Source organism: Youngiibacter fragilis 232.1 (assembly GCF_000495435.3).
Lineage (GTDB): Bacteria > Bacillota > Clostridia > Clostridiales > Clostridiaceae > Youngiibacter > Youngiibacter fragilis.
This window is the reverse complement of the sequence record NZ_AXUN02000223.1, coordinates 16251-39558: the sequence shown is the minus strand read 5'-3', so window position 1 is coordinate 39558 and position 23308 is coordinate 16251. Positions and strand designations below refer to the sequence as shown.

Annotated in this window: 16 protein-coding genes and 1 pseudogene; 14 read left to right on the top strand and 3 right to left on the bottom strand. The window is 48.6% G+C overall.

All coding sequences use genetic code 11. The annotated features are described in order from the left end of the window. Nucleotides 1–30 precede the first annotated feature (30 nt). Nucleotides 31–1398 (top strand): NADP-specific glutamate dehydrogenase, encoded by a 1368-nt coding sequence (gene gdhA / locus T472_RS17720; protein WP_023388305.1) that lies wholly within the window; start codon nucleotides 31–33, stop codon nucleotides 1396–1398. Between the two features lie 53 nt (nucleotides 1399–1451). Here the strand turns inward: gdhA and T472_RS17715 are convergent, their stop codons facing one another. Next, nucleotides 1452–2711, bottom strand: a complete 1260-nt coding sequence (locus tag T472_RS17715; protein ID WP_023388306.1) for an MFS transporter — start codon at nucleotides 2709–2711, stop codon at nucleotides 1452–1454. 272 nt (nucleotides 2712–2983) lie between these two features. Between T472_RS17715 and T472_RS17710 the strand changes: the two genes are divergently transcribed. The 3 genes and pseudogenes from T472_RS17710 to T472_RS17695 all read left to right on the top strand — a co-directional run bounded on the left by T472_RS17710 (nucleotide 2984) and on the right by T472_RS17695 (nucleotide 7371). Beyond that, entirely contained in the window at nucleotides 2984–4198 is a 1215-nt protein-coding gene (locus T472_RS17710) for a BaiN/RdsA family NAD(P)/FAD-dependent oxidoreductase (RefSeq protein WP_023388307.1), read from the top strand. Nucleotides 4199–4396: 198 nt separating this feature from the next. Then, a pseudogene (locus T472_RS19975) lies at nucleotides 4397–6327 on the top strand (bifunctional 4-hydroxy-3-methylbut-2-enyl diphosphate reductase/30S ribosomal protein S1). 159 nt (nucleotides 6328–6486) lie between these two features. Further along, entirely contained in the window at nucleotides 6487–7371 is an 885-nt protein-coding gene (locus T472_RS17695; RefSeq protein WP_023863760.1) for a GNAT family N-acetyltransferase, read from the top strand. A gap of 51 nt (nucleotides 7372–7422) precedes the next feature. Here the strand turns inward: T472_RS17695 and T472_RS17690 are convergent, their stop codons facing one another. Further along, entirely contained in the window at nucleotides 7423–8616 is a 1194-nt protein-coding gene (locus T472_RS17690; protein ID WP_023387905.1) for a pyridoxal phosphate-dependent aminotransferase, read from the bottom strand. A gap of 268 nt (nucleotides 8617–8884) precedes the next feature. Between T472_RS17690 and miaB the strand changes: the two genes are divergently transcribed. Beyond that, nucleotides 8885–10213 carry a tRNA (N6-isopentenyl adenosine(37)-C2)-methylthiotransferase MiaB gene (gene miaB, locus T472_RS17685; RefSeq protein WP_040908135.1) on the top strand — a complete coding sequence of 443 codons (1329 nt, stop codon included), beginning with the start codon at nucleotides 8885–8887 and terminating at the stop codon, nucleotides 10211–10213. A 151-nt stretch (nucleotides 10214–10364) separates the two neighbouring features. On the opposite strand, the gene T472_RS20160 is transcribed toward miaB, so the two are convergent. Further along, nucleotides 10365–10550, bottom strand: coding sequence for a VOC family protein (locus tag T472_RS20160; RefSeq protein WP_207643991.1), 186 nt, complete (start codon nucleotides 10548–10550; stop codon nucleotides 10365–10367). 196 nt (nucleotides 10551–10746) lie between these two features. Here T472_RS20160 and mutS point away from each other — a divergent pair, with 196 nt between their 5' ends. The 9 genes from mutS to T472_RS17640 all read left to right on the top strand — a co-directional run bounded on the left by mutS (nucleotide 10747) and on the right by T472_RS17640 (nucleotide 23233). After that, nucleotides 10747–13305 (top strand): DNA mismatch repair protein MutS, encoded by a 2559-nt coding sequence (mutS, locus tag T472_RS17680; RefSeq protein WP_023387902.1) that lies wholly within the window; start codon nucleotides 10747–10749, stop codon nucleotides 13303–13305. After that, entirely contained in the window at nucleotides 13306–15135 is a 1830-nt protein-coding gene (gene mutL / locus T472_RS17675; protein ID WP_023387901.1) for a DNA mismatch repair endonuclease MutL, read from the top strand. After that, nucleotides 15132–16052 carry a tRNA (adenosine(37)-N6)-dimethylallyltransferase MiaA gene (gene miaA, locus T472_RS17670; protein ID WP_023387900.1) on the top strand — a complete coding sequence of 307 codons (921 nt, stop codon included), beginning with the start codon at nucleotides 15132–15134 and terminating at the stop codon, nucleotides 16050–16052. Before mutL ends, miaA begins: the two co-directional genes overlap by 4 nt. Nucleotides 16053–16141: 89 nt before the next feature. Next, complete coding sequence (hfq, locus tag T472_RS17665; protein WP_023387899.1) at nucleotides 16142–16405, top strand: RNA chaperone Hfq; 264 nt, start codon at nucleotides 16142–16144, stop codon at nucleotides 16403–16405. A 112-nt stretch (nucleotides 16406–16517) separates the two neighbouring features. Beyond that, nucleotides 16518–17798, top strand: a complete 1281-nt coding sequence (locus T472_RS17660; RefSeq protein WP_023387898.1) for a methionine gamma-lyase family protein — start codon at nucleotides 16518–16520, stop codon at nucleotides 17796–17798. A 260-nt stretch (nucleotides 17799–18058) separates the two neighbouring features. Continuing rightward, entirely contained in the window at nucleotides 18059–19168 is a 1110-nt protein-coding gene (gene hydE, locus T472_RS17655) for a [FeFe] hydrogenase H-cluster radical SAM maturase HydE (protein ID WP_023387897.1), read from the top strand. Further along, nucleotides 19161–20579 (top strand): [FeFe] hydrogenase H-cluster radical SAM maturase HydG, encoded by a 1419-nt coding sequence (hydG, locus tag T472_RS17650; protein ID WP_023387896.1) that lies wholly within the window; start codon nucleotides 19161–19163, stop codon nucleotides 20577–20579. The genes hydE and hydG overlap by 8 nt, the downstream gene beginning before the upstream one ends. A gap of 11 nt (nucleotides 20580–20590) precedes the next feature. After that, the gene (gene hydF, locus T472_RS17645; RefSeq protein ID WP_023387895.1) at nucleotides 20591–21799 is read left to right on the top strand and encodes a [FeFe] hydrogenase H-cluster maturation GTPase HydF; all 1209 of its coding nucleotides are present in this window, start codon (nucleotides 20591–20593) and stop codon (nucleotides 21797–21799) included. Nucleotides 21800–21880: 81 nt separating this feature from the next. Further along, a complete protein-coding gene (locus T472_RS17640) occupies nucleotides 21881–23233 on the top strand; it encodes a hemolysin family protein (RefSeq protein ID WP_023387894.1) in 1353 nt (450 codons plus the stop codon). The last annotated feature ends 75 nt before the right edge of the window (nucleotides 23234–23308 follow it).

The window sequence follows — 23308 nt, the reverse complement described above, 5'->3', positions numbered from 1 at the left end:
AATCGATACATTGATTTGGGGGTAGTGAGAATGGCAAAGGCATTACTAGGTCCTAAGGAGTACATTGAAAAGGTAATTGAAGACGTAAAGCAGAAAAGTTCAGGTGAGCCTGAATTCATACAGGCTGTGGAGGAGGTTCTCCCGAACCTGGAGCCGGTACTTGCAATGCATCCTGAATACATCAGGATGAACCTTCTCGGGAGGTTCGTGGAGCCGGAAAGACAGATAATGTTCAAGGTTTCATGGATGGACGATGAAGGAGAAGTTCATGTCAACAGAGGGTACAGGGTCCAGTTCAATGGAGCCATAGGACCCTATAAGGGCGGCTTGAGGTTCCAGCCATCGGTAAACCTTTCAGTGATGAAGTTCCTCGGATTCGAGCAGACTCTGAAGAATTCACTCTCAGGGCTAGCAATAGGAGGAGGAAAGGGCGGATCTGACTTCGACCCGAGAGGAAGGTCAGATGAGGAGGTCATGAGATTCTGCCAGGCATTCATGACTGAGTTGTACAGGCATATCGGACCTGATGTAGATGTTCCGGCTGGTGACATCGGTGTCGGAGCGAGGGAGATAGGATATCTCTTCGGCTACTACAGGAGGATCAAGGGTGCATTCGAGAATGGTGCGTTCACAGGCAAGGGGCTGCAGTACGGCGGATCACTTATAAGACCTGAAGCGACAGGCTTCGGAGTGGTCTACTTCTGCAACGAGATACTGAAGCACGAGAACGATACGATTGAAGGGAAGACGATAGCTGCATCAGGCTTCGGAAACGTAACCTGGGGCGTATGCCGGAAGGCGACTGAGATGGGGGCAAAGGTAGTGACCCTTTCTGGTCCTGACGGCTATGTCTATGACGCTGACGGAGTAAATACCGAGGAAAAGTTCAACTATCTCGTAGAGATGAGGAACTCAGGAAGGGACAAGGTAGAGGATTACGCTGACAGGTTCGGCGCTGAGTTCTTCCCAGGAGAGAAACCATGGGGAAGAAAGGTAGACATCATAATGCCTTGCGCAACCCAGAACGACATCCATCTTGAACATGCGAAGAAGATTGTAGACAATGGAATAAAGTACGTATGCGAGGCTGCAAACATGCCATGCACCAATGAGGCCGTGAAGTACATGCAGGAGAACAAGGTCATAATAGGGCCTTCAAAGGCTGCCAATGCAGGCGGAGTATCAGTTTCAGCCCTTGAAATGGCCCAGAACAGCATGAGGCTTACATGGACTTTGGAGGAGGTTGACCAGAAGCTCCACCAGATAATGTCCAACATCCACAAGAACGCGAAGGATGCGGCTGAAGCATACGGATTCGGCTACAATCTGGTTGCAGGGGCAAACATAGCAGGCTTTGACAAGGTTGCCAAGGCGATGGCGGCTCAGGGAGAATATTAAAGTATATGAAAAGGACTGCCCGTCAATGGGCAGTCCTTTAGCATGTGGTCCGGTCAGAACTCCTGGGTCTCGTAGTCCTTGAGGCTCCTGCTCCTTATCACGAACAATGACTGCAGTGCCATGAGGATTCCGCAGACTACGAGAATTTGCTCAATTCGGATGACCTCGGCAAGAGGACCGAACAGCAGCATTCCAAGTGGCATCATTACAGAGGATGCGCTTATCAGGCTGAAAACCCTTCCCAGCTTATCCTCAGGGACATTTTCCTGAAGCAGCGAGTAAATGGGCACATTGAAGAACGGCATGAGGATACCCACAAGAAGCATCAGCCCGATATATACCGGGAATACCCTTGTAAGTCCCATCCCTACAGTGAGAACACCCATTGTGAAGATTGATGCACCGAGGGTATCTATCCTGTTGGTGAAGCCTTTCCAGTATCCAATCGCGATGCCTCCGAGGATAGTACCGCCGAAGAAGGAGATCTCGTTCACCGTCAGCCTCCAGTATTCCTCCCCATAGCTCCTTGCGACAAGGAGAGGGGTTAGCATCGCAAGAGGTGCCACCAGGAACGTGATGGCAAGCTGGGAGAAGATCAGCGTTATTATGAATTTGTTGTGTAACGCATAGCTCATTCCAAGCTTGAGCTCATCAAGGTATCCGGTATCTGGCCTTGTCGTCCTTGCATACGCAGGAATCTTGAGCGACATGAGAAGAAGGATCGCGGTCATGGCGGTTGCCACGTCTATGAAGAATATCCTGTCCATTGACGAGTAGGTCAGAAGCAGGGCACTCAGCGCCGGAGATGCTATCATAGTGGCAGACTGCAGCGACGAATTGAGCCCGTTGACCCTCATCAGCTTGTGCCTGGGCACCAGCTGAGGTAGTATCGCACTTACAGAAGGTGTCTGTATCCCGGCTCCTATTGAGCGTATGAAGGATACGGCGAAAATAGCCTCAAGGCTCCTCATCCCTGACATGAACATCAGGGCAAGGATGAAGGTCGACGACGCTATTGCAAGGTCAGACAGTATTATAAGCTTCTTCCTGTCATGCCGGTCAGCCCATACACCTGCAAAAACAGATACTACAAGCTGTGGAAGGAATCCGAAGAGCATTGAAAGGGTAAGCATGAACCCTGAATCTGTCGTAAGCGTTATGTACCAGGTTATCGCATATTGCACAAGGGAGGATCCGAACAGGGACAGGGACTGTCCTGCAAGGAATACTGCCGTATTCCTTTTCCAGTGGGTGAAGCTTTTGGTAATATTCTCTTCTTCTGATATGATTATGTTGTCATTCGTCATGTTCATTTGATACCTCGTCCATTCAAGTAAAATACGGTTGCATACAATTCATTATATGACATCCTGGTCTGAAGTGTATGACGAATACGTTAATTCGCAGAGAACTTTATTTTCATCTGTTCTGAAAACACTTGTTGAACCTTATCAGGTCCAAAGGCAAAATTCCCATACTGGATGAACGGCTGAAATAGGACTGTAAAAAACATGTCATAAAGTATAGAATGGTTATTGAAGACAAGTGAAAAAATGGATGAATACAGAGGATTGGACGTGATCTGGTGAAGGAGATAATAGTTGTGGGTGCCGGGCCTTCAGGCATCATGGCTGCAATAAGGGCAGCTGAGGACAGGAATAACAGGGTGACCCTGGTTGACAGGAACCCTGGCATAGGCAAGAAGCTGTTCATTACCGGCAAGGGCAGATGCAACCTTACCAGCAGCAAGGATATTGGTGAGTTTTTTGAGAACATACCGAGAAACAGGGAATTCCTGTATTCGGCACTGTATACATTCACGAATATGGATATCATGGATTTTTTCATCAAGCGCGGCTTGAAATTGAAGATTGAACGGGGAGACAGGGTGTTTCCCGAATCGGACAAGTCATCTGATGTCATAGACGTTCTCAAGCGGCAGCTTGAGGCTTCAGGGGTCAGGATGATGCTGTCAACGAAGGTTGAGGGCATAGAGGCTGATGGAGGCAGGATAGTTGCACTTGAGACGAGCAGGGGAAGGATTTCCGGAGACTCCTTCGTTTTCGCTACAGGCGGAGCATCATACTTCGGAACCGGATCGGACGGCATGGTCCTTGGTCTCATCGAGAAGCTCGGGCACAGCATTTCGCCGCTCAAGCCGTCGCTGATACCTTTTGTATGCAGTGAGCCCTTTGTCAAGGACCTTCAGGGACTCTCGCTGAGGAATGTGAGGTTCACATTAAGAGATGACAGGAAGGTCCTGTATGAGGATTTCGGAGAGCTGCTTTTCACACATTTCGGGATAAGCGGTCCTATAGTCCTATCATCCTCAGCCTACTACCATGGAGGCAAGGCGAGGGGGATCATTGACCTGAAGCCTGCTCTCGACAAGAATGAGCTAGATGCAAGGATACTCAGGGATTTCTCAAAGAACATCAACAGGGATTTCAGGAATTCACTTGATGAGCTGCTTCCATCAAAGCTGATACCTGTTATTGTCGCTCTTTCTGGAATTGATCCAGCAAAGAAGGTGCATAGCGTCACGAAGGACGAAAGGAGAACCCTTGTGGACCTCCTGAAGGGACTCACAGTCACTGTAACAGGTACTAAGTCACTTAATGAAGCGATAATTACACGAGGCGGTGTGGACACAAGGGAGATCGAACCTTCAACCATGAAGTCGAAGAAGGTGGAGAATCTCTACTTTGCAGGCGAGATGATTGATGTGGATGCGCTGACAGGTGGATTCAACCTGCAGATCGCCTTTTCAACCGGATATCTGGCCGGCAGCAACGCGTAAAGCCTTGCAGGTATGGCAGAACCTATTATTTTGTTGGATTATATTTTGAAAATATAGTATAATGTCTTAGTGCAGGCCAACTTATGTAGAAAAATGGGTTTATTATGAATTTTTAAATAACTCACTTTATTTTTCCATGAGGAAATATTAAACTATATACGTATAGCGTTGCAAATTTCTCTTTCCGGGAGTGAGCAAATGAGGGAGATCATCAGGGCTGAATACTCCGGCTTCTGCTTCGGAGTTGACAGAGCCGTGAAGGAGGCCTTTACAGTCAGGAAGTTCAAAGGCAGGACCTTCACCCTGGGGCCGCTTATCCACAACAAGGATGTCACAGACAGGCTGGAAGATTCAGGCGTGAATGTGATCACTGAAGCTGAGATAGGAAAACTTGACAAGGATGACACTGTCATCATCAGGACCCATGGGGTGACCAGGGCAGTCCATGACGGACTTAAGGCAATGGGAGTCGAGATAATCGACCTTACATGCCCTTATGTTATAAACATTCAGAGAAAGGTCAGTGAGTATCATGACAAGGGTTACCAGATAATAATCCTTGGAGATGGTAATCATCCGGAGGTGGTAGGTATCAATGGCTGGTGTGACAACACAGCTTACATCACACCAACGGGAGAAGTGGACATTCCTTTGAAAAGAAAGGTTTGTGTCGTTTCCCAGACCACTGAGAAGCAAAGGAACTGGTTGAACCTTATCATGAACATTGCTAAGACATCCAAGGAGTTCGTGGCTTTCAACACCATCTGCAAGGCTACTGAAGAACGCCAGAAGTCGGCTGAAGAGCTCTCGAAGGAAGTCGATGCGATGATAGTGATTGGCGGGAAATCAAGCTCCAACACTAAAAAACTCTACGAACTCTGCAAGGCTAACTGTGAGGAGACCTATATGGTCGAGAACGCAAAGGAGCTTGCAGCTATGATAAGCAAATTTGAAGGTGCGGTTCGAGTAGGGGTTACCGCAGGTGCATCCACACCCGAATGGATAATTAAGGAGGCAGTCGGATTATTATGATGGAAGAAAACAACAACATCGAGAAAAATGAGTCGGAGATGTCCATGCAGGACCTAATGGACCTTTATGAGAAGCCTGTAAGGATCGGACAGATTATAAAGGGCAAGGTCATCCAGCTGGATGAGAAGGAAGCTATTGTAGCGCTGGTAGGAGCAAGTCATGATGGTAAGATTGCTCTCGAGGAAGCAAGTGCAGGAAGCAGCGACAGCCTGGCTGAAGTTCTTCAGGTAGGACAGGAGATCGAGGCCAAGGTAATAAGAAGGCCTCAGGAGAATGACAGCTTCTTCATACTTTCCATGGTTGAAGTCCAGAGAGAGGAAGCCCTTGTTGATATAAGGAAGGCCTTCGAAACAAACGAGACCCTGACAGTAAAGATCAAGGAAGCGGTAAAGGGCGGACTTGTAGGATTCTATATGGGCCAGAGGGTATTCATACCTGCATCCCATGTTGAGCTCAACACAGTAAAGGACCTTAACGTATACCAGGGTCAGGACATGGAAGTCAGTGTCATCGAGATTGAAGAAAGAAGAGGCACCACAAGGATTGTTGCTTCAAGAAGAAAGAAGCTCCAGGCTGAGAAGGAAGTAATCGAGAGTTCAGCATGGGAAAACTTCGAAGAAGGGCAGGTCATCGAAGGAAGAGTCGAGAGACTTACTGACTTCGGCGCATTTGTCAATGTAAACGGAGTTGATGGACTTCTTCACGTTTCCGAAATTTCATTTGGAAAGGTAGGAAAGCCAAGTGACGTACTTAAGATCGGAGACTCTGTAAAGGTCAAGATCATATCCCTGGACAAGGAGAAGAAGAGACTGTCTCTCAGCCTCAAGGCTCTTGCTGAAAATCCATGGACCAACATCGAGGAGAAGTATCCTGCGGGAAGCATAACCCTCGGTAAGGTAGTAAGGTTCACGGACTTCGGAGCGTTCATAGAGCTCGAGCCAGGTGTGGATGGACTTGCCCATATTTCACAGCTCAGCCACAAGAGAGTAGAGTCACCTTCAGAGGTACTTACAATCGGTGAGACTGTAAAGGTCAAGATCCTTGATTCAAGCGAGGCCAACAAGAAGGTCTCCCTTAGCCTCAAGGCAATAGAGTAATATCGCACAAGCCCCGGCAAAAAGCCGGGGCTTGTTTCATCAAAGGAGATCCTTCAGCAGGATATAAGGCTCAAAAATCATTAAGTCAGGTCCATGAAAGGATAATTTGAGTTATAATGACAGTATAGCTATTAAGTACGAAAGTAGCAGGAGGATGCTATGGCTGTTGCCGAACATGTGACAAAGAAGGACATTGAAGAACTGGAAGGAGAGCTTGAGGGCTATAGGAGCTTCAACAAGTTCAATGAGGATTTTTTAAGCATATACAGGAATTCAAGCATGATAGTCAGGCACCAGATGAGGTCCTCGTCCAGGGTGATATGGATCGACGGAGTACAGGTTATGTTCCTTTGGTGTGATTTCAGGAGTTATTCGTCCACTATCAGGACAATGGTCCCGCTTAAAGCCCTGGGACCGGCAATGAAAGGCAGCAGTCTGCAGGAGATAATCCCGGCAGTCATGAGGAGCGCTTCTCTTTCTGACACCGGAAGATTCAGGTACAATGCTTCAGAAAGCCCGGAGAACAGGCAGCTGCTTGAAGAGATGGGCTTCTACCTTGATGAGATGTCACTCTCCATGAAGATAGATACTGCAGGTCTTCCTTCCATGGGCACCGTCCCTGAGGTCAGGCAGTACCGCGTTGAGGATATTGATGACAGGGTGAAGGTACAGAACCTGATATTCGAGGACAGGTACAGGATTCCCCTTGGAAGGGCAGACATACTGATTGAGATGGCCAAAAGGACATACATACCTGATGCAAGCTGGTTCCTAATCAAGTATGGCAGGATAGCGGGATACGGTCAGATAATGAAGAGCGGGTCAAGGAAGGTGCTTGTGAATTTCGGAGTCGTACCGGAGATGAGGGGCAAGGGGCTTTCAAGGGATTTTCTCATCTGGATACTTGAACAAGGCAAAGCGATGGGATATAAGGAAATCTACCTTGATGTCAATGCAGGAAACATACCTGCAGTGAATCTTTACCAGACCACCGGCTTCGAGATAGTCGAAAAAAAGGTGAAATGGTACTTCAAGGAATATTGAAGCCTGCATTCAGCTGAACCAGGGGTTCAGGTGAATGCAGGCTTTGTTGCTCTAGAAAAGTCTTGAATATTCTATAAGGGCGCTCCTTAGCACCTCAACAGCGATCTTCAGGTCTTCAGCCTTGATGCAGTAGGAGATCCTTACCTCATCCTCGCCAAGTCCCGGAGTATTGTAGAACCCACCTGCTGGTGCCATCATCACAGTGACACCGTTCAGGTCATAGGACTCAAGTATCCACTGGCAGAAATGCTCAGAGGACTTCACGGGGAACTTCGCGATGATATAGAATGCTCCCTCAGGCTTTCTCATGAACACGCCCGGGATGCTCGAAAGCCCTTCGAAAAGGATGTCCCTTCTGTGCTGGTACTCCGCCCTGGTCTTCTCGAAGAAGGATTCAGGCGTCCTGTAGAGGGCAGCTGCAGCGACCTGTTCGACAGTCGGTGCGCAGAGCCTCGCCTGTGTGAGCTTCATGATCTCATTGATGAGTGCCGTGTTCTTCGATGCAACAAGGCCGATCCTTGCCCCGCACGCGCTGAACCTCTTGCTTATGGAATCGGTGAGTACCACCCTGTCCTCTATCTCCTTGTAGGCGAGAGGGCTGTAGACCGTTAGGTCGTCATAAACAAGCTCCCTGTATACCTCATCAGTAATGAGGAAGAGGTCGTGCTCGATGGCAAGGTCCCTCAATAGCTCTATTTCAGCCTTTGTATAGACTGTTCCTGTAGGATTCGAAGGGCTTGAGTAGAGTATGGCTTTTGTATTCGGAGTGATACTGGCTTCTATCTCCGACTTTGAAGGCAAATGGAAACCATCTTCCTTGTAGGTCTTGAAGGAGGTCACCTTGCAGCCTGCCATCTCGGTGAAGGATGAATAGTTTGTGTAGAACGGTTCAGGCACAAGGACTTCATCCTCAGGATCGCATATAGCCATGAGGGAGAAGAGCAGGGCTTCAGACCCGCCGTTCGTTACGACCATGTTCTCGTCCTTGAAGTCATAGCCGAGCTTTGCGTAATAATCTGTGAATGCATCGAGCAGAACCCTCTGTCCCCTCGAGTCCGAATAAGCGAGGACCTTCTCCTCGTAATTCTTGAGCGTGTCAAAGAAAGCTGCCGGTGTTTCGATGTCCGGCTGTCCTATATTGAGCCCCAGGACCCGTTTCCCGTCTTCCCTTGCCTTGGCGGCATAGGGAGCGAGCTTCCTGATTGGCGAGAACTGCATTTTTGATATCCTGTTCGAAAGCTTCATAAATTTACCCCTTTGATGATAATCGTATTTCATGATACTACTTTTCCGTACTAAATTTCAAGACTTTGCAGAGTCTAATTGAATCTTCTCTTGAATTTCGTATTCTTCTGGTCTAATGATAGCACAATTGACAGCATTTGACCTTAATGTGCAGTATTTCTTCAAGCGGGTCAGTATCCTGTCAGAGGAGGGTTTTTGGCACTTCAATCATAATATGTGGTATTATATTGTAATGTGAAGATTCAATAATAAATTGTTTGAGAGGAAGATGATCTTGTCAAAGAGATACTACATAGAGACCTGGGGCTGCCAGATGAATGAGGAGGATTCTGAAAAATTAAGCGGAATGCTCGCAAACATAGGCTATGAGAAGACACTGTTCAAGGACCAGGCAAATGTCATAATATTCAACACCTGCGCTGTCAGGGAAAATGCTGAGCTGAAGGTCTACGGAAACCTTGGTGCGCTGAAGAAGCTGAAGAGAGACAATCCTGAGCTAATCATAGCCGTCTGCGGCTGCATGATGCAGCAGAAGGGAATGTCTGAGGAGATACTAAAGAAATACAGGCACGTGGACATAGTCTTTGGCACCCACAATGCCTATAAGTTCCCGGAATATCTGGAGAGGGCCAGGACCGAAGGCGTCCAGGTCAAGGAAATATTCGAAAAGGAAACGGACATAGTCGAGGGCATGCCAATAACAAGGGAATCCACTGTGACAGCTTACGTCACAATAATGTACGGCTGCAACAACTTCTGCACCTACTGCATAGTACCGTATGTCAGGGGCAGGGAAAGGTCAAGAAAGCCTGAAGACATACTGGCTGAGGTAAGGGACCTGGTATCTAAGGGGTACAGGGAGATAACGCTTCTTGGCCAGAACGTAAACTCATATGGCGTTAACCTTGAGCAGGACATCAATTTTGCAGGACTACTCAGGTTGGTCAATGAGGTCGATGGGCTTGAGAGGATCAGGTTCATGACAAACCATCCTAAAGACCTGACCGATGATGTCATCGAGGCCGTAAGGGACTGCAGCAAGGTAGTGGAACAGGTCCACCTTCCTGTGCAGAGTGGATCCGACACTCTTCTTAAGTCCATGAACCGCGGTTATTCGAAGGAAGGATACCTGGAAACCGTTCGAAAGCTAAAGGAAAGAGTGCCTGGTGTAGCGATAAGCACAGATATCATTGTGGGCTTTCCCGGCGAAACCGAAGAAGATTTTCTCGGCACCCTGGATGTCGTTGAAACAGTAGGCTACGATACAGCCTACACATTCATATATTCAAGAAGGAAACATACTCCTGCTGACAGGATGACTGAACAGGTGCCGGACAAGGTCAAGCATGAGAGGTTCAACAGGCTTGTCGAGGCAGTTAACAGGAAGTCACTGGAGAGGAATTCAGCCTGCCTCGGAAACATATGCGAGGTGCTTGTCGAGGGTCAGAGCAAGTACGACCCTGAGGTCCTCCAGGGCAGGACAAGGACTGGCAAGACAGTGAATTTCAAGGGAGAAGAGGAACTAATTGGAAACCTCGTCAAAGTGAGGATTTCAAAGGTGGGTACCTTCAGCATGAATGGAGACAGAGTGGTATAGGGAAAAAAACAGCCGGCATCTGATTTCAGATGGCGGCTGCAATGCTCTTTGGACCGGATTCTGAGGCGGGCTTCCTGTCCCAAGGTAAAGCGCTTTGCCGAAAATGCGTTCTACGGTCTCCCTGTCAGGGACCTCAAGTACAATGATGGTCTCAGATGCTTATTCGTGAAGCCCCGGAAGAAATCCTCTGTAACCGTCTTTTTGAAGCTGATTCATCTATGACGACCACAGCAGAGCTTCTGTCGCTGAAGCGGTCCTCCCTTTTGAATCCCGGTTCAGAGAGTAACCTTGTGCTCTTCTCAAGGTCTTCAGCATGCATGTGTTCAAGACAGGTCATCCTATGGGAATATTAATCAAAATGATGTACGGCATGTTTCTCATCTCGGACTTTCTTCATCTTTTCTGCAAATTGTGTAAAACCGTGGAGTGTATCTCCTGGGGAGGTAAGAAGGAGCATTCTTCAATAATTATAAGGTACAATGTAGAACACGTATTTGGTATACTATAAGGTAGTTAACGTTTGGAGGTCTGAAATGGCACTTACACCGATGATGCAGCAATATTTTGAAATAAAGGAAAAGTACAGGGATACCATACTGTTCTACAGGCTTGGAGACTTCTATGAGATGTTCTTCGAGGATGCGGAACTTGCATCCAAAGAGCTTGAGCTGGTGCTTACAGGAAGGGATTGCGGCCTTGAGGACAGGGCTCCAATGTGTGGGATACCATACCATTCGGCAAGGAACTATATAGGAAGACTTGTTACCAAAGGATACAAGGTAGCCATATGCGAGCAGGTGGAGGACCCGAAGCTTGCAAAGGGTATAGTCAGAAGGGATGTCATAAGGGTCATAACTCCCGGGACTTTCCTTGACGAGACATTCGTATCAGAGGAGAGGAACAACTACATAATGGGGGTTTTCAAGGAAGGCGGCAATTATGGGCTTTCATTCTGCGATATCTCCACAGGTGAATTTTACTCAACAATAATCAAGGCGGAAGCCGAGATGCTTGATGCTGAAATCGGGAAGTTCTCTCCGAAGGAGGCTGTCGCCTCATCTGATGAGCTTGCAGAATATATTTACAGCAGATATTCACTGCTCACGAATGCAAGAAGAATTCCTGATGAGTCCGAGCTGCTTCTTGAGGGAAGGTTCAAGAGCGTTTCAGGAGGTATAAACTCACTTATTGCATCCTCCTGCAGCATCCTTCTCGGATACCTCGAGGAAACACAGAAGACCGCACTGACGAACCTCACCCATCTGGAGGTCTATTCGTCGTCGGATTCAATGGCCATGGATCCAAATACGAAGAGGAACCTTGAGCTTACTGAGAACATAGTTGATAAGGGCAAGATAGGAAGTCTCCTTTGGGTTCTCGACGACACTGCGACAGCCATGGGAGGGAGAAACCTGAGGAGATGGGTAGAGCAGCCGCTCATCAGCCGCGAGCTCATCGACAGGAGGCTTGAAGCTGTCGAAGCACTCTATGGCAGCCTTGACATGCTGGAAGACCTCAGGGAGGCTTTGAAGGGTGTATACGACATCGAGAGGATAGTGTCAAAGGTAGCCCTAAAGTCTGTAAATCCCAAGGAACTGCTGACACTCAAGAATTCACTCGGAAGGCTGCCTGCTGTGAAGGAAGTTCTGAAGAGCCTTGATTACGGTGAGCTTTCAAGGTTGAACAGGAAAATGGACACCCTCTCGGACATATGGGACCTCCTTGATTCATCCATTTCAGAGGATGCACCCATGACCTCGAAGGACGGCGGGATAATAAAGAACGGCTACAGCGCAGAAGTAGATGAACTGAGGGACATCAGGCTGAACGGCAAGAGATGGATCGCTGAGCTTGAAGCAAAGGAAAGGGAATTCACAGGTATCAGGTCGCTCAAGATAGGCTTCAATAAGGTATTCGGGTACTATATCGAAATAAGCAGGGCCAACTTCTCAAGCATTCCCGAAGGGAGATATATAAGGAAGCAGACCTTAAGCAACGCAGAGAGGTACATCACAGAGGAACTCAAGGTGATGGAGGACAAGATACTGGGAGCGGAGGAAAAGCTCTCAGAGCTTGAATACGGTCTGTTCACGGGCATACGGGACAGGATCGAGGGAGAGATAGAGAGGCTTAAGTCAACCAGCAGATGCATTGCGGACCTGGACTGTTACCAGTGCCTCGCAAAGGTCGCAAGGGACAATGGTTATGTGAAGCCCTTATTCAGCATAGACGGTAAGGTCAACATAACGGAAGGAAGACATCCTGTAGTTGAGAAGATGATGGAAAAGGGAGCCTTCGTATCCAACGACCTGGTCATGGACAGCTCCAGTGAGAGGTTCCTCATAATAACAGGCCCCAACATGTCAGGAAAATCTACCTTCATGAGGCAGAGCGCACTTATTGTGCTGATGGCCCAGATCGGCTCCTTCGTTCCGGCGAAGAAGGCATCTCTATCAATATGCGACAGGATATTTACGAGGATCGGAGCCTCGGATGACCTTGCAGGAGGCAAATCCACCTTCATGGTCGAGATGAGCGAGGTTTCGGAGATCCTGAAGAATGCTACATCAAGGTCGCTTATCATCCTCGATGAGGTAGGCAGGGGTACCAGCACCTACGACGGTCTAAGCATCGCATGGGCGGTAATAGAGTACATACTTAAGCACATAAGGGGAAGCAAATCCCTGTTTGCCACCCACTATCATGAGCTTGTTGCCCTTGAAGGTGAGCTTGAGGGAATAAGGAACTATTCCGTACTTGTCAGGGAGGTTGGTACGACCATAGCCTTCCTCAGGAAGATAGTCCCTGGAGGTGCTGATGAGTCCTATGGAATAGAGGTTGCGAAGCTTGCAGGCATACCAAGGGAAATACTTACAAGGGCAAAGGATATCCTTAAGGACCTTGAGAAGAAGGGTAAGAAGCCCGCAAGAGCCCAGAAGGTCAAGGAGGACCCGCTTCAGATCGGGTTCGTGGACATAGGCCGCGAAGCCCTGTTTGAAAGGATAAAGACACTTGACGTCATGTCAATGACGCCCATTGAGGCCATGAACGCGCTGTACGAATTGAACAATGATGCGAAGGAATTGAATTAAATGGCAAGGATTAATGTCCTGGACAAGGACACATTCAACAAGATAGCGGCTGGAGAGGTGGTTGAAAGACCATCCTCAGTTGTCAAGGAACTGGTGGAGAATTCAATCGATGCAGGCTCGAAGGAGATACACGTAGAGATCCAGGGCGGCGGAGAAGAACTCATAAGGGTACTGGACAAAGGTGAGGGCATCGAGCCTGATGACATGCTGAAGGCCTTCATGCCCCATGCCACGAGCAAGATCATGACCGCGGATGACCTCTTCAGGATAAGGACCATGGGCTTCAGGGGTGAGGCCCTGTCAAGCATAAGCTCGGTATCCAAAGTCCTTATGAGGTCAAGGACGGAGGGCTCGGACGGCAGGGAGGTATACATAGAAGGCGGCGACCTCAAGTATGAGAAGTACTCGCCTATGGACAGGGGTACTCTTATCGAGGTCAGGGACCTGTTCTATAACGTTCCTGCAAGGAAGAAGTTCCTCAAGACCAGGTCAAAGGAAGCTGGGACCATCGGTGAGATACTTTCAAAGATAGCAATAGCCTACCCAGAGATCAGCTTCAGCCTGGTCTCCGACGGGAAGACACTTCTCAAGACCTATGGCACCGGAGACCAGAAGGATGTCATAAGGCAGGTCTACACGAAGAAAATCCAGGAAAACACATTCCCATTCCACGAGGAATTCGACTCCCTCAGGATAAGCGGCTTTGTCGGGAACGAGGAGATATCCAGGGGAAACAGGAGCCAGCAGAGCATATTCGTAAACAGGAGACTTGTGCAGTCAAGGACGATTACAGTTGCTGCAGAGAATGCATTCAGGGCCTTCGCCACTGTAAGCAGGTTCCCGTTCCTCATATTAAACATAGATATACTTCCGGAGATAATCGACGTGAACATCCATCCTCAGAAGGCGGAGATAAAGTTTGAGGATGACAGGCACATATTCAAGGTGGTGTTCGATACCATCCACAAGACCATGGCAGAAGGACTCAAGAGGACCTTTGATGTCGAACCGGAGGTCAGGCAGGAGGAAAGCCATGAGCAGATTTCAGCGGACTTGCCTGTAAGGCCTGTATATATCGACATGCCGGTGGATGTCACAGCTAGATCCTTACCTGATTCTGGAAGGCAGTGGACGGATGCATCCGATCACAATGACGAAGTGAGCAGGCCTGAACAAGCGTCTTCAGCACTGGAAGCGAGACCTGCAAGCTCATTTGTGGCAGAAGAGGCAGTTCCAATGAGGGAGGCAAAGTTCCCGATGCCAAGGATCATAGGTCAGTTCAGGAGCACATACATACTTGCCGAGATACATGACGAGCTGTATGTGTTTGACCAGCATGCCGCACATGAGAAGATAAACTTTGAAAAGTACATGAGGGACCTTTCAGCCGGGTCAGTAGCCTCACAGCCCCTGCTTGTGCCTGCAGTACTTGAATTGAGCCTTGAGGACTACAGCCTGATGAATGAGAACAGGCAGGCCCTTACAGAAGCTGGTTTCCTTGTGGAGGATTTCGGTGACAGGGCGATATCAGTGAGGGAAGTACCTTATTTTCTTGGTGAGGTCTCCAACATGTCCTACCTTACCGACATTCTGGACAACATAAGGAACCTAGGGAAAGGAACCAGAGAGGAAATAAGGCGGATGAGGATAGCGACCGCAGCCTGCAAGGCGTCTGTAAAGGCCTATGAGCCGCTTGTTATCAGGGAGATGGAACATCTCATAGAAGAGCTCAGGCATATAGACGAACCGTTCACGTGCCCCCATGGAAGGCCTACGATGATCAAGTACACCGAGAAGGATTTCGAGAAGGCATTCAGGAGGATCGTATGAAGCCGGGTCTTATAGTGATAGCCGGACCTACAGGAGTCGGGAAGACTGAAATATCAATAAGGCTTGCCAAGCTCCTTGATGGAGAGATCGTATCCTGCGACTCCATGCAGGTCTACAGGCTGATGGATATCGGCTCCGCCAAGGCAACATATGAGGAAATGCAGGGAATTCCTCACCATATGGTCGACATCATAGACCCGGAGACGCCCTTCACTGTCTCTGAATACAAGGCCATGGCTGAAAAGGCCATAGATGACATCATAGCAAGGGGGAAGGTCCCTATAATGGCAGGCGGCACCGGGCTTTATATCGACAGCGTCATAACTGACATGTCATTCGCTGAAGGCTCGGGAGACCCTCAGTTCAGGAGCAGAATGGAAGAGCTTGCAGCTGCTGGCGGAAAGGAAGATGTCCACAGGCTTCTTGTGGAAGTGGATCCTACAGCGGCTGAAAGGATACATCCTAACAACCTGAAGCGGGTGATAAGGGCCCTTGAAGTACATCATATGACCGGCAGGCCGTTCAGTTCATTCGCTGACGAGGGGATCCTCAATCCGAAGTATGAGGTCAGGTACTACTACCTTAACCGTAAAAGGGAAGACCTGTATGAGGCCATCGACAAAAGGGTCCTCAAGATGTTGAGTGATGGTCTTCTGGAAGAGGTCAGGATGCTGAAGGAAAGGGGCCTCACAAGGGAGCATCAGAGCATGCAGGGAATCGGCTACAAGGAGGTCCTTGACTATCTTGACGGAAAGAAGACCTATGAAGGGATGGTTGAGGAGATTCAAAGGCATTCCAGGAACTATGCCAAAAGGCAGCTTACCTGGTTTAGGAGGAAGAGCATCGCTGTAGAGATCAACAGGGATGAAATGAGTACCGAAGAGATCCTAAATATCATCAAAAGCATGGAAAGCTAAATCTACATGTTATATAATAAAGGATATACAAATTGAGATACTTTGACTGCCCGGAATAATGGGCATATTCAATAAAGAGGGGTGAGGGGATGAACAAGTCTACAAACAATCTACAGGATATTTTCCTCAATGGGGCGCGTAAGCAGAGGATGCAGGTCATCATACATCTTGTAAATGGATTCCAGCTCAGGGGCACGGTAAAGGGCTTCGACAATTTCACCGTGGTGCTTGACAGTGAAGGAAAGCAGATGCTCGTGTACAAGCATTCGATAACTACCATCACTCCTCAGAAGCCGATACTCTTCAACAACCCTCAGGTTCCTGAAGAGGTCGTCCCTGAAAGTGAACAGTAGAAAGAGAGGACCGGGAAACCGGTCCTTTGCAATGTAGGCATTTTCCTTTGCCTTGAGCCGGGACCTGTGTTAGACTGTTGTATTGTACAAATTATGGATTGAGGTAACTAACATGAATGAAATTACAGAAAAATTCCTTCTGAAGGAATATGGCATAAGCGAAAAGGTACTTTTGCTCCACAGGAAAGCTCTCAAGGAAGTCGAGGGGATGTTCGAGTACTATGACGGAATCAGGGAGTACAACCAGTTCAAGGTCCTGAAGGCATTCCAGGATGAAAGGATAAGCGATTACCATTTCACTAATTCCACAGGCTACGGGTATGGGGATGTCGGAAGGGATACGCTGGATGTCCTATATGCGAAGGTGTTCAAGGCGGAGGCAGCTCTTGTGAGGCCACATTTCGTAAGCGGGACACACGCCATCGCGGCTGCACTCTACGGGGTCCTGAGGCCGGGAGATACCATGGTTTCAGTATGCGGCAGACCCTATGACACCCTGCACAGCATAATCGGCCTGGCCGGGGATGAAGACACAGGGTCTCTTAAGGATTATGGAGTAGGCTACGTCGAAGTTCCTCTTAAGGAAGACAAGGTTGACGTTGAAGCAGTGCTTGATATCCTTCAGAAGGATCCTTCGGTAAAGATGGTACACATCCAGAGAAGCACCGGCTACGGCTGGAGAAAGTCCATGAACATAGCTGAAATAGAGGAAGTCATAAGGCAGGTTAGGTCAGCAAGGGAAGATGTCGTGGTCTTCGTGGACAACTGCTATGGTGAGTTCGTAGAGGAGAAGGAGCCAATTGAGGTTGGCGCTGACCTTGTTGCGGGATCTCTCATAAAGAATATTGGTGGCGGTATAGCACAGACCGGAGGATATGTGGCCGGAAGAAAGGACCTTGTTGAAAAGGCATCCTTCAGGCTTACCCTTCCTGGAATCGGCGGTGAAGCAGGTTCGACCTTCGGAGTCATGAGAAGCTTCTACCAGGGTCTCTTCCTTGCTCCCCATACCACAATGGAGGCAGTGAAGACATCCGTTTACGCAGCAAAGCTTCTGGAGCTTGCAGGCTTCGTAGTTCTGCCGAAGGCGGAAGACAAGAGGACTGACATAATCCAGGCGATAAGGTTCGGTGTAAAGGACAAGATGATCGAATTCGTGAAGGGCATCCAGTTCGGAGCGCCAATCGACTCATCTGCCGTCTGCGAGCCATGGGACATGCCGGGCTACGAGGACCAGGTAATAATGGCTGCAGGTGCTTTTGTCCAGGGAGCATCAATCGAGCTTTCCTGCGATGCGCCGATAAGGGAGCCATATATCGCTTACCTTCAGGGCGGACTGACCTTCGACCACGGAAAGCTTGGAGTGCTGATTGCACTTTCGAGGGTAATCTCCTGAGTTTGATAAAAATTTATTAAATTTTTAAAATTGATATAAAATTAACAATACTTGTGCTATGATTAAGCGGATGAGAAGCAAGGTCAGCCCTTCCTTCGAATCGGAAGACATATGAAGTACTCACCCCAAGGGACATCCTAGGGGGAAGGCGCAAGTAAACGGGTTTATTCACCGCGCCTTTGTGCGCGGTTTTTTTATTTTCCGCGCCTTAATCCGGAAGCATTGAACTTATGGAAATCAGTGATTGAGGGGGATCAGTTATGGAATCAAACATCATGCTCATCAGGAAGCTGGAAATGGAGCAGTCGCTTGAAATGGATGAGTTCGCAAGGCTCATAGGAACCTTTGACAGGGAAGACCTTGAGTATGCCGGTGAGAGGGCAAGGACTGTCAGGAAGATGCACTATGGGAACAAGGTGTATATCCGGGGCCTTGTTGAGCTTACCAGCTACTGCAGGTGCGGCTGCCATTACTGCGGAATCGGGAGTGCCGTGAAGTCGGCAGAAAGATACAGGCTTGATGCCGACCAGGTGCTGTCATGCTGTGAGAATGGCTACCAATTGGGATTCAGGACATTCGTAATACAGGGCGGGGAGGATCCTCACTACAGCGATGGAATGCTTACTGACATGATAAGGCGGATCAAGGATAGTCATCCTGACTGTGCTGTCACACTTTCACTAGGGGAACGTTCAAGGGAAAGCTACGAGAAGCTTTTTGAGGCCGGTGCGGACAGGTATCTCCTCAGGCACGAAACTGCTGATGAGGAACATTATTCAAGGCTCCATCCAGCCGTGCAGACGCTGAAGGAGAGGAAGAGATGTCTCTGCGACCTGAAGGACATAGGATTTCAGGTAGGCACTGGCTTCATGGTCGGATCTCCATGGCAGACCGCAGAGTGCCTCGCCAAGGACATGCTGTTCATGAAATCCCTTGATCCTGAGATGGTGGGAATCGGTCCGTTCATACCGCATCACGAGACACTTTTAGGGAATGAGAAGCCAGGAAATGTGGACCTGACGCTCTTCATGCTCGCACTGACCAGGCTGATGCTGCCGAAGGCCCTCATACCGGCAACCACGGCACTTGGCACACTCGACCAGAATGGAAGGGAGAAAGGCATGCTCCATGGGGCGAACGTTGTTATGCCTAACCTCTCCCCAATGGATGTCAGGAAGAAGTACCTCCTGTATGACAATAAAGCTTTCACGGGCAGTGAAGCGGCTGAAAGCCTCAGCAGCCTGAGGAAAAGCATGAATGAGACAGGATTCCGGGTTGTAGTTGACCGCGGGGACCATATAGGGACTTCTGTTAAAAGAACCGCTGTATCACATGAAGAGACCAGGAAGGGAGAAATGCAGCATGTATGATGTAAAATCAATGAAAGCCGAGGAGTTCATTTCCCATGACGAGATCCTTGAGACACTGAGGTATGCCGAGGAGAACAAGGACAACGAAGAGGTAGTGGACAGCATAATAAAGAAGGCAAGGCTCAGGAAGGGAATATCCCACAGGGAAGCCCTTGTGCTCCTGGACTGCACCCTTGAGGACAGGAACAGGGAAATTGCAGAGCTGGCCAGATCCATAAAGCAGGACTTCTACGGGAACAGGATAGTGATGTTTGCGCCGCTGTACCTGTCCAACTACTGCGTAAACGGCTGTGTGTACTGCCCCTATCACCTTGAGAACAGGAACATCGCAAGGAAGAAGCTTTCCCAGGAGGATATCATCCGTGAGGTAACAGCCCTGCAGGACATGGGCCACAAGAGGCTGGTGCTGGAGACTGGTGAAGACCCGATAAACAGCCCCATAGAGTATGTGCTTGAGAGCATCAGGACAATATATGGAGTAAAACATAAGAATGGTGCCATAAGAAGGGTCAACATAAACATCGCAGCAACTTCAGTCGATAACTACAGGAGGCTGTCTGATGCAGGCATAGGAACGTATATCCTCTTCCAGGAGACGTATCATAAGGAAAGCTACGAAAGGCTCCACCCGACAGGTCCGAAGCATAACTACAGGTATCATACCGAAGCCATGGACAGGGCGATGCAGGGAGGCATAGATGATGTGGGGCTGGGCGTGCTGTTCGGCCTTGAACTGTACAGATACGAGCTTGCTGGCCTCATTATGCATGCTGAGCACCTTGAGGCTGCGTTTGGAGTCGGTCCCCATACCATAAGCGTACCGAGGATAAGGAACGCGGACGACATTGACGCTGATTCCTTCAGCAACGGCATAGATGATGATGTATTCGCAAAGCTTGTCTCAGTTATAAGGATAGCGGTGCCCTACACTGGCATGATAGTATCAACGAGGGAAAGCCAGGCCTGCAGGGAAAGGGTGCTTGAACTCGGAGTGTCCCAGATAAGCGGAGGTTCGAGGACCAGCGTTGGAGGGTATATCCTTCCTGAGCCTGAAGATGAAAAGTCAGAGCAGTTCGAGGTCAGCGACACAAGGACACTTGATGAGATAGTGAAATGGCTTATTGACAAGGGCCATATTCCAAGCTTCTGCACAGCGTGCTACAGGGAAGGAAGGACCGGAGACAGGTTCATGATGCTCCTTAAGAGCGGCCAGATCCAGAACTGCTGCCAGCCAAATGCCCTTATGACATTGAAGGAGTACCTTATCGACTATGCTTCCCTGGAGACTCGGGAGGCAGGTGAAGCCATGATCGAGAGAGAACTTGGCAGGATAACAAACATGAAGGTGCTTGGAAAGGCACGAGAAAACCTCATTGCTATAGGAAACGGATCAAGGGACTTCAGGTTCTAGGAGGAGAAGAAATGGGACTTAATAACACGCCAAGCTCTGAAAGGGTGCATATAGGGATATTCGGGAGGAGGAATTCCGGGAAATCAAGCCTGATCAACGCCATAACGGGACAGGACCTTGCAATAGTATCCGAGGTCCTCGGAACCACCACAGACCCAGTATACAAGTCCATGGAACTCCTCCCGTTAGGCCCGGTTGTGATAATTGACACTCCCGGCCTTGATGATACCGGGAATCTTGGAAGGCAGAGGGTTGAAAAGGGATATCAGGTATTGGGGAAGACCGACATAGCTGTGCTGGTAGTGGATTCAACAGAAGGCAAGAATGTTTTCGATGAAGAGATCACAGCAGTGCTCAAGGAAAAGAAGATACCATTCATAACGGTATACAACAAGAGTGACCTTGGATGTAAGGTGTCAAAGCCGGAAGATGACTGCCCTTCGATATCTGTCAGCGCCGAAAACATGGAAAACATAAATGAACTGAAGGAAATGCTTGCAAGGATGGTTCCTCAGGGCACGGGCGAAAGGAAGCTTGTGGCTGACCTTATCCTGCCGGGTGACGTAGTGCTGCTTATAGTTCCAATTGATTCAGCAGCTCCGAAGGGAAGGCTGATCCTGCCGCAGCAGCAGGTCATAAGGGACATACTTGAAGCCGGTGCCTGCGCAATGGTCATCAAGGAGGACGGAATCGAAAGGACACTTCGCTCACTGTCAGTGAAACCAAGGCTTGTGGTCACAGACAGCCAGGTTTTTGAAAAGGTGAAAAAGGAGATCTCCGAGGATATTCCACTGACAAGCTTCTCCATTCTCTTCGCCCGCTACAAGGGCAGCCTGTCAGAGGCGATAAAGGCTGCGAAAATCCTCGATTCACTCTCTGATGGAGACAAGGTGCTGGTTTCCGAGGGCTGCACACACCACAGGCAATGTGATGACATTGGTACTGTCAAGCTGCCGAAGTGGATCTTGAAGTACACTGGGAAGGCAGTGGAGTTTGAGTTCACGAGCGGAACCGGCTTCAGTAGGGACCTTTCAGAGTACAGGATGGTTATCCACTGCGGAGGCTGCATGCTGAACGAAAGGGAGATTCAGTCAAGGCTCTGCTACGCTAAGGGAGAAGGTGTTCCCATTACCAACTACGGGATTTCAATAGCTTACATGAACGGTATACTTGCAAGGAGCATAGCTCCATTTCCTGAATTCGAAGGACTTTTGGAGTAAGAACATGTAAAAAACGCATGCTGGCGACATTTGTGCTAAAATATAGTTATTAAGCATAATGAAGGAGAAATGCACATACCTATGAGCACAACAGAACTCATATCCCAGATAGTCCTCATAATAGTCCTTGTACTTGTCAATTCGTTCTTTGCCATGGCAGAGATGGCAACCGTATCTTCAAACAGGACGAAGATAAGCGTCAAGGCGGAGGCGGGTGACAAGAAAGCCCTGAATCTAATAAAGATACTTGAGAGGCCAAGCGATTTCCTTTCAACTATCCAGGTAGGGATAACACTTGCTGGTTTCTTTGCAAGCGCACAGGCAGCTACAGGACTCGCCCGGGAAATGGGCAAGTTACTTCTAAAGTACAATGTGCCTTACAGCGAAACTATTTCAGTCGTCCTGATCACTATAATAATCTCCTATTTCACACTTGTCTTCGGTGAGCTTCTTCCTAAGAGGATGGCGCTCCAGAATCCTGAGAAGACGGCCTTGAGAGCCATCGGGGTCATCAGGGTAGTATCAGTCGTTGCACGGCCATTTGTCAAGTTCCTGAGTGCATCGACAAGCTTCTTCGCGAAGCTTATCGGAATACACTCCGACACTCTGGACCAGGAGGTTTCACTTGAGGAGATCAAGTCCCTGATCGAGGTTGGAAGAGAAAAGGGAGTGATCAACCAGACTGAAAGAGACATGCTTGAGGGAATCCTGGAATTCGACAACAAGCTTGCAAGGGAGGTCATGACACCAAGGACTGAAGTGGACATGATCTCTATGCAGGAGCCTGTCAACAACATAGTAACAAAAGCTATAAACAGCAACTTTTCAAGGATCCCTCTCTATGATGAGGATGTAGACAACATAATCGGAATACTGTATGTCAAGGACCTTTTCAGAAGGATAACAAACACCGGAAAACCAGGTAACCTTGAGAGCCTTCTCAGGAAACCGATGTTTGCTCCTGAGACCAAATATATCGATGACCTATTCAAGGAGATGCAGGGCAAGAAGCAGCAGCTGGCAATCCTTATCGATGAGTACGGCGGCTTTTCCGGAATTGTGACAATTGAAGATCTGCTTGAAGAAATCGTAGGGAACATGTATGACGAGCATGACATCATAGATGGATACATCAACAAGGTGACTGATAACATATTCATCGTTGATGGACTGGTGTCCATAGACGACTTTAACGACAGGTCAGGCCTCGACCTTTATTCTGAGAATACTGATTCATTGGGCGGCTATGTCATAGAAAAGCTTGGAAGGGTCCCGGTAAAGGGCGACAGGGTATTCCATCAGGGCACTGAACTCAAGGTTCTCAAGATGTCAGGGAAGAGGATAAAGGAACTGAAGGTAACCATAAAGACTGAGAATATCATTAAGGATGAAGAGAATGAACCGGTCTCATATGAGGATTCAGGTGGCTATTAACAGATAAGGGTGCACTTTGCACCCTTGTTTTTGTATGATCTTGGCTTCAGTTATAACAAACAAGTTATAACAAAC

What these genes read in the sequence shown, in the direction of transcription:
- gdhA (WP_023388305.1), top strand. Translation starts at nt 31, where the DNA reads ATGGCAAAGGCATTACTAGGTCCTAAGGAGTACATTGAAAAGGTAATT.
- T472_RS17715 (WP_023388306.1), bottom strand. Translation starts at nt 2,711, where the DNA reads ATGAACATGACGAATGACAACATAATCATATCAGAAGAAGAGAATATT.
- T472_RS17695 (WP_023863760.1), top strand. Translation starts at nt 6,487, where the DNA reads ATGGCTGTTGCCGAACATGTGACAAAGAAGGACATTGAAGAACTGGAA.
- T472_RS17690 (WP_023387905.1), bottom strand. Translation starts at nt 8,616, where the DNA reads ATGAAGCTTTCGAACAGGATATCAAAAATGCAGTTCTCGCCAATCAGG.
- miaB (WP_040908135.1), top strand. Translation starts at nt 8,885, where the DNA reads ATGATCTTGTCAAAGAGATACTACATAGAGACCTGGGGCTGCCAGATG.
- T472_RS20160 (WP_207643991.1), bottom strand. Translation starts at nt 10,550, where the DNA reads ATGACCTGTCTTGAACACATGCATGCTGAAGACCTTGAGAAGAGCACA.
- mutS (WP_023387902.1), top strand. Translation starts at nt 10,747, where the DNA reads ATGGCACTTACACCGATGATGCAGCAATATTTTGAAATAAAGGAAAAG.
- mutL (WP_023387901.1), top strand. Translation starts at nt 13,306, where the DNA reads ATGGCAAGGATTAATGTCCTGGACAAGGACACATTCAACAAGATAGCG.
- miaA (WP_023387900.1), top strand. Translation starts at nt 15,132, where the DNA reads ATGAAGCCGGGTCTTATAGTGATAGCCGGACCTACAGGAGTCGGGAAG.
- hfq (WP_023387899.1), top strand. Translation starts at nt 16,142, where the DNA reads ATGAACAAGTCTACAAACAATCTACAGGATATTTTCCTCAATGGGGCG.
- T472_RS17660 (WP_023387898.1), top strand. Translation starts at nt 16,518, where the DNA reads ATGAATGAAATTACAGAAAAATTCCTTCTGAAGGAATATGGCATAAGC.
- hydE (WP_023387897.1), top strand. Translation starts at nt 18,059, where the DNA reads ATGGAATCAAACATCATGCTCATCAGGAAGCTGGAAATGGAGCAGTCG.
- hydG (WP_023387896.1), top strand. Translation starts at nt 19,161, where the DNA reads ATGTATGATGTAAAATCAATGAAAGCCGAGGAGTTCATTTCCCATGAC.
- hydF (WP_023387895.1), top strand. Translation starts at nt 20,591, where the DNA reads ATGGGACTTAATAACACGCCAAGCTCTGAAAGGGTGCATATAGGGATA.
- T472_RS17640 (WP_023387894.1), top strand. Translation starts at nt 21,881, where the DNA reads ATGAGCACAACAGAACTCATATCCCAGATAGTCCTCATAATAGTCCTT.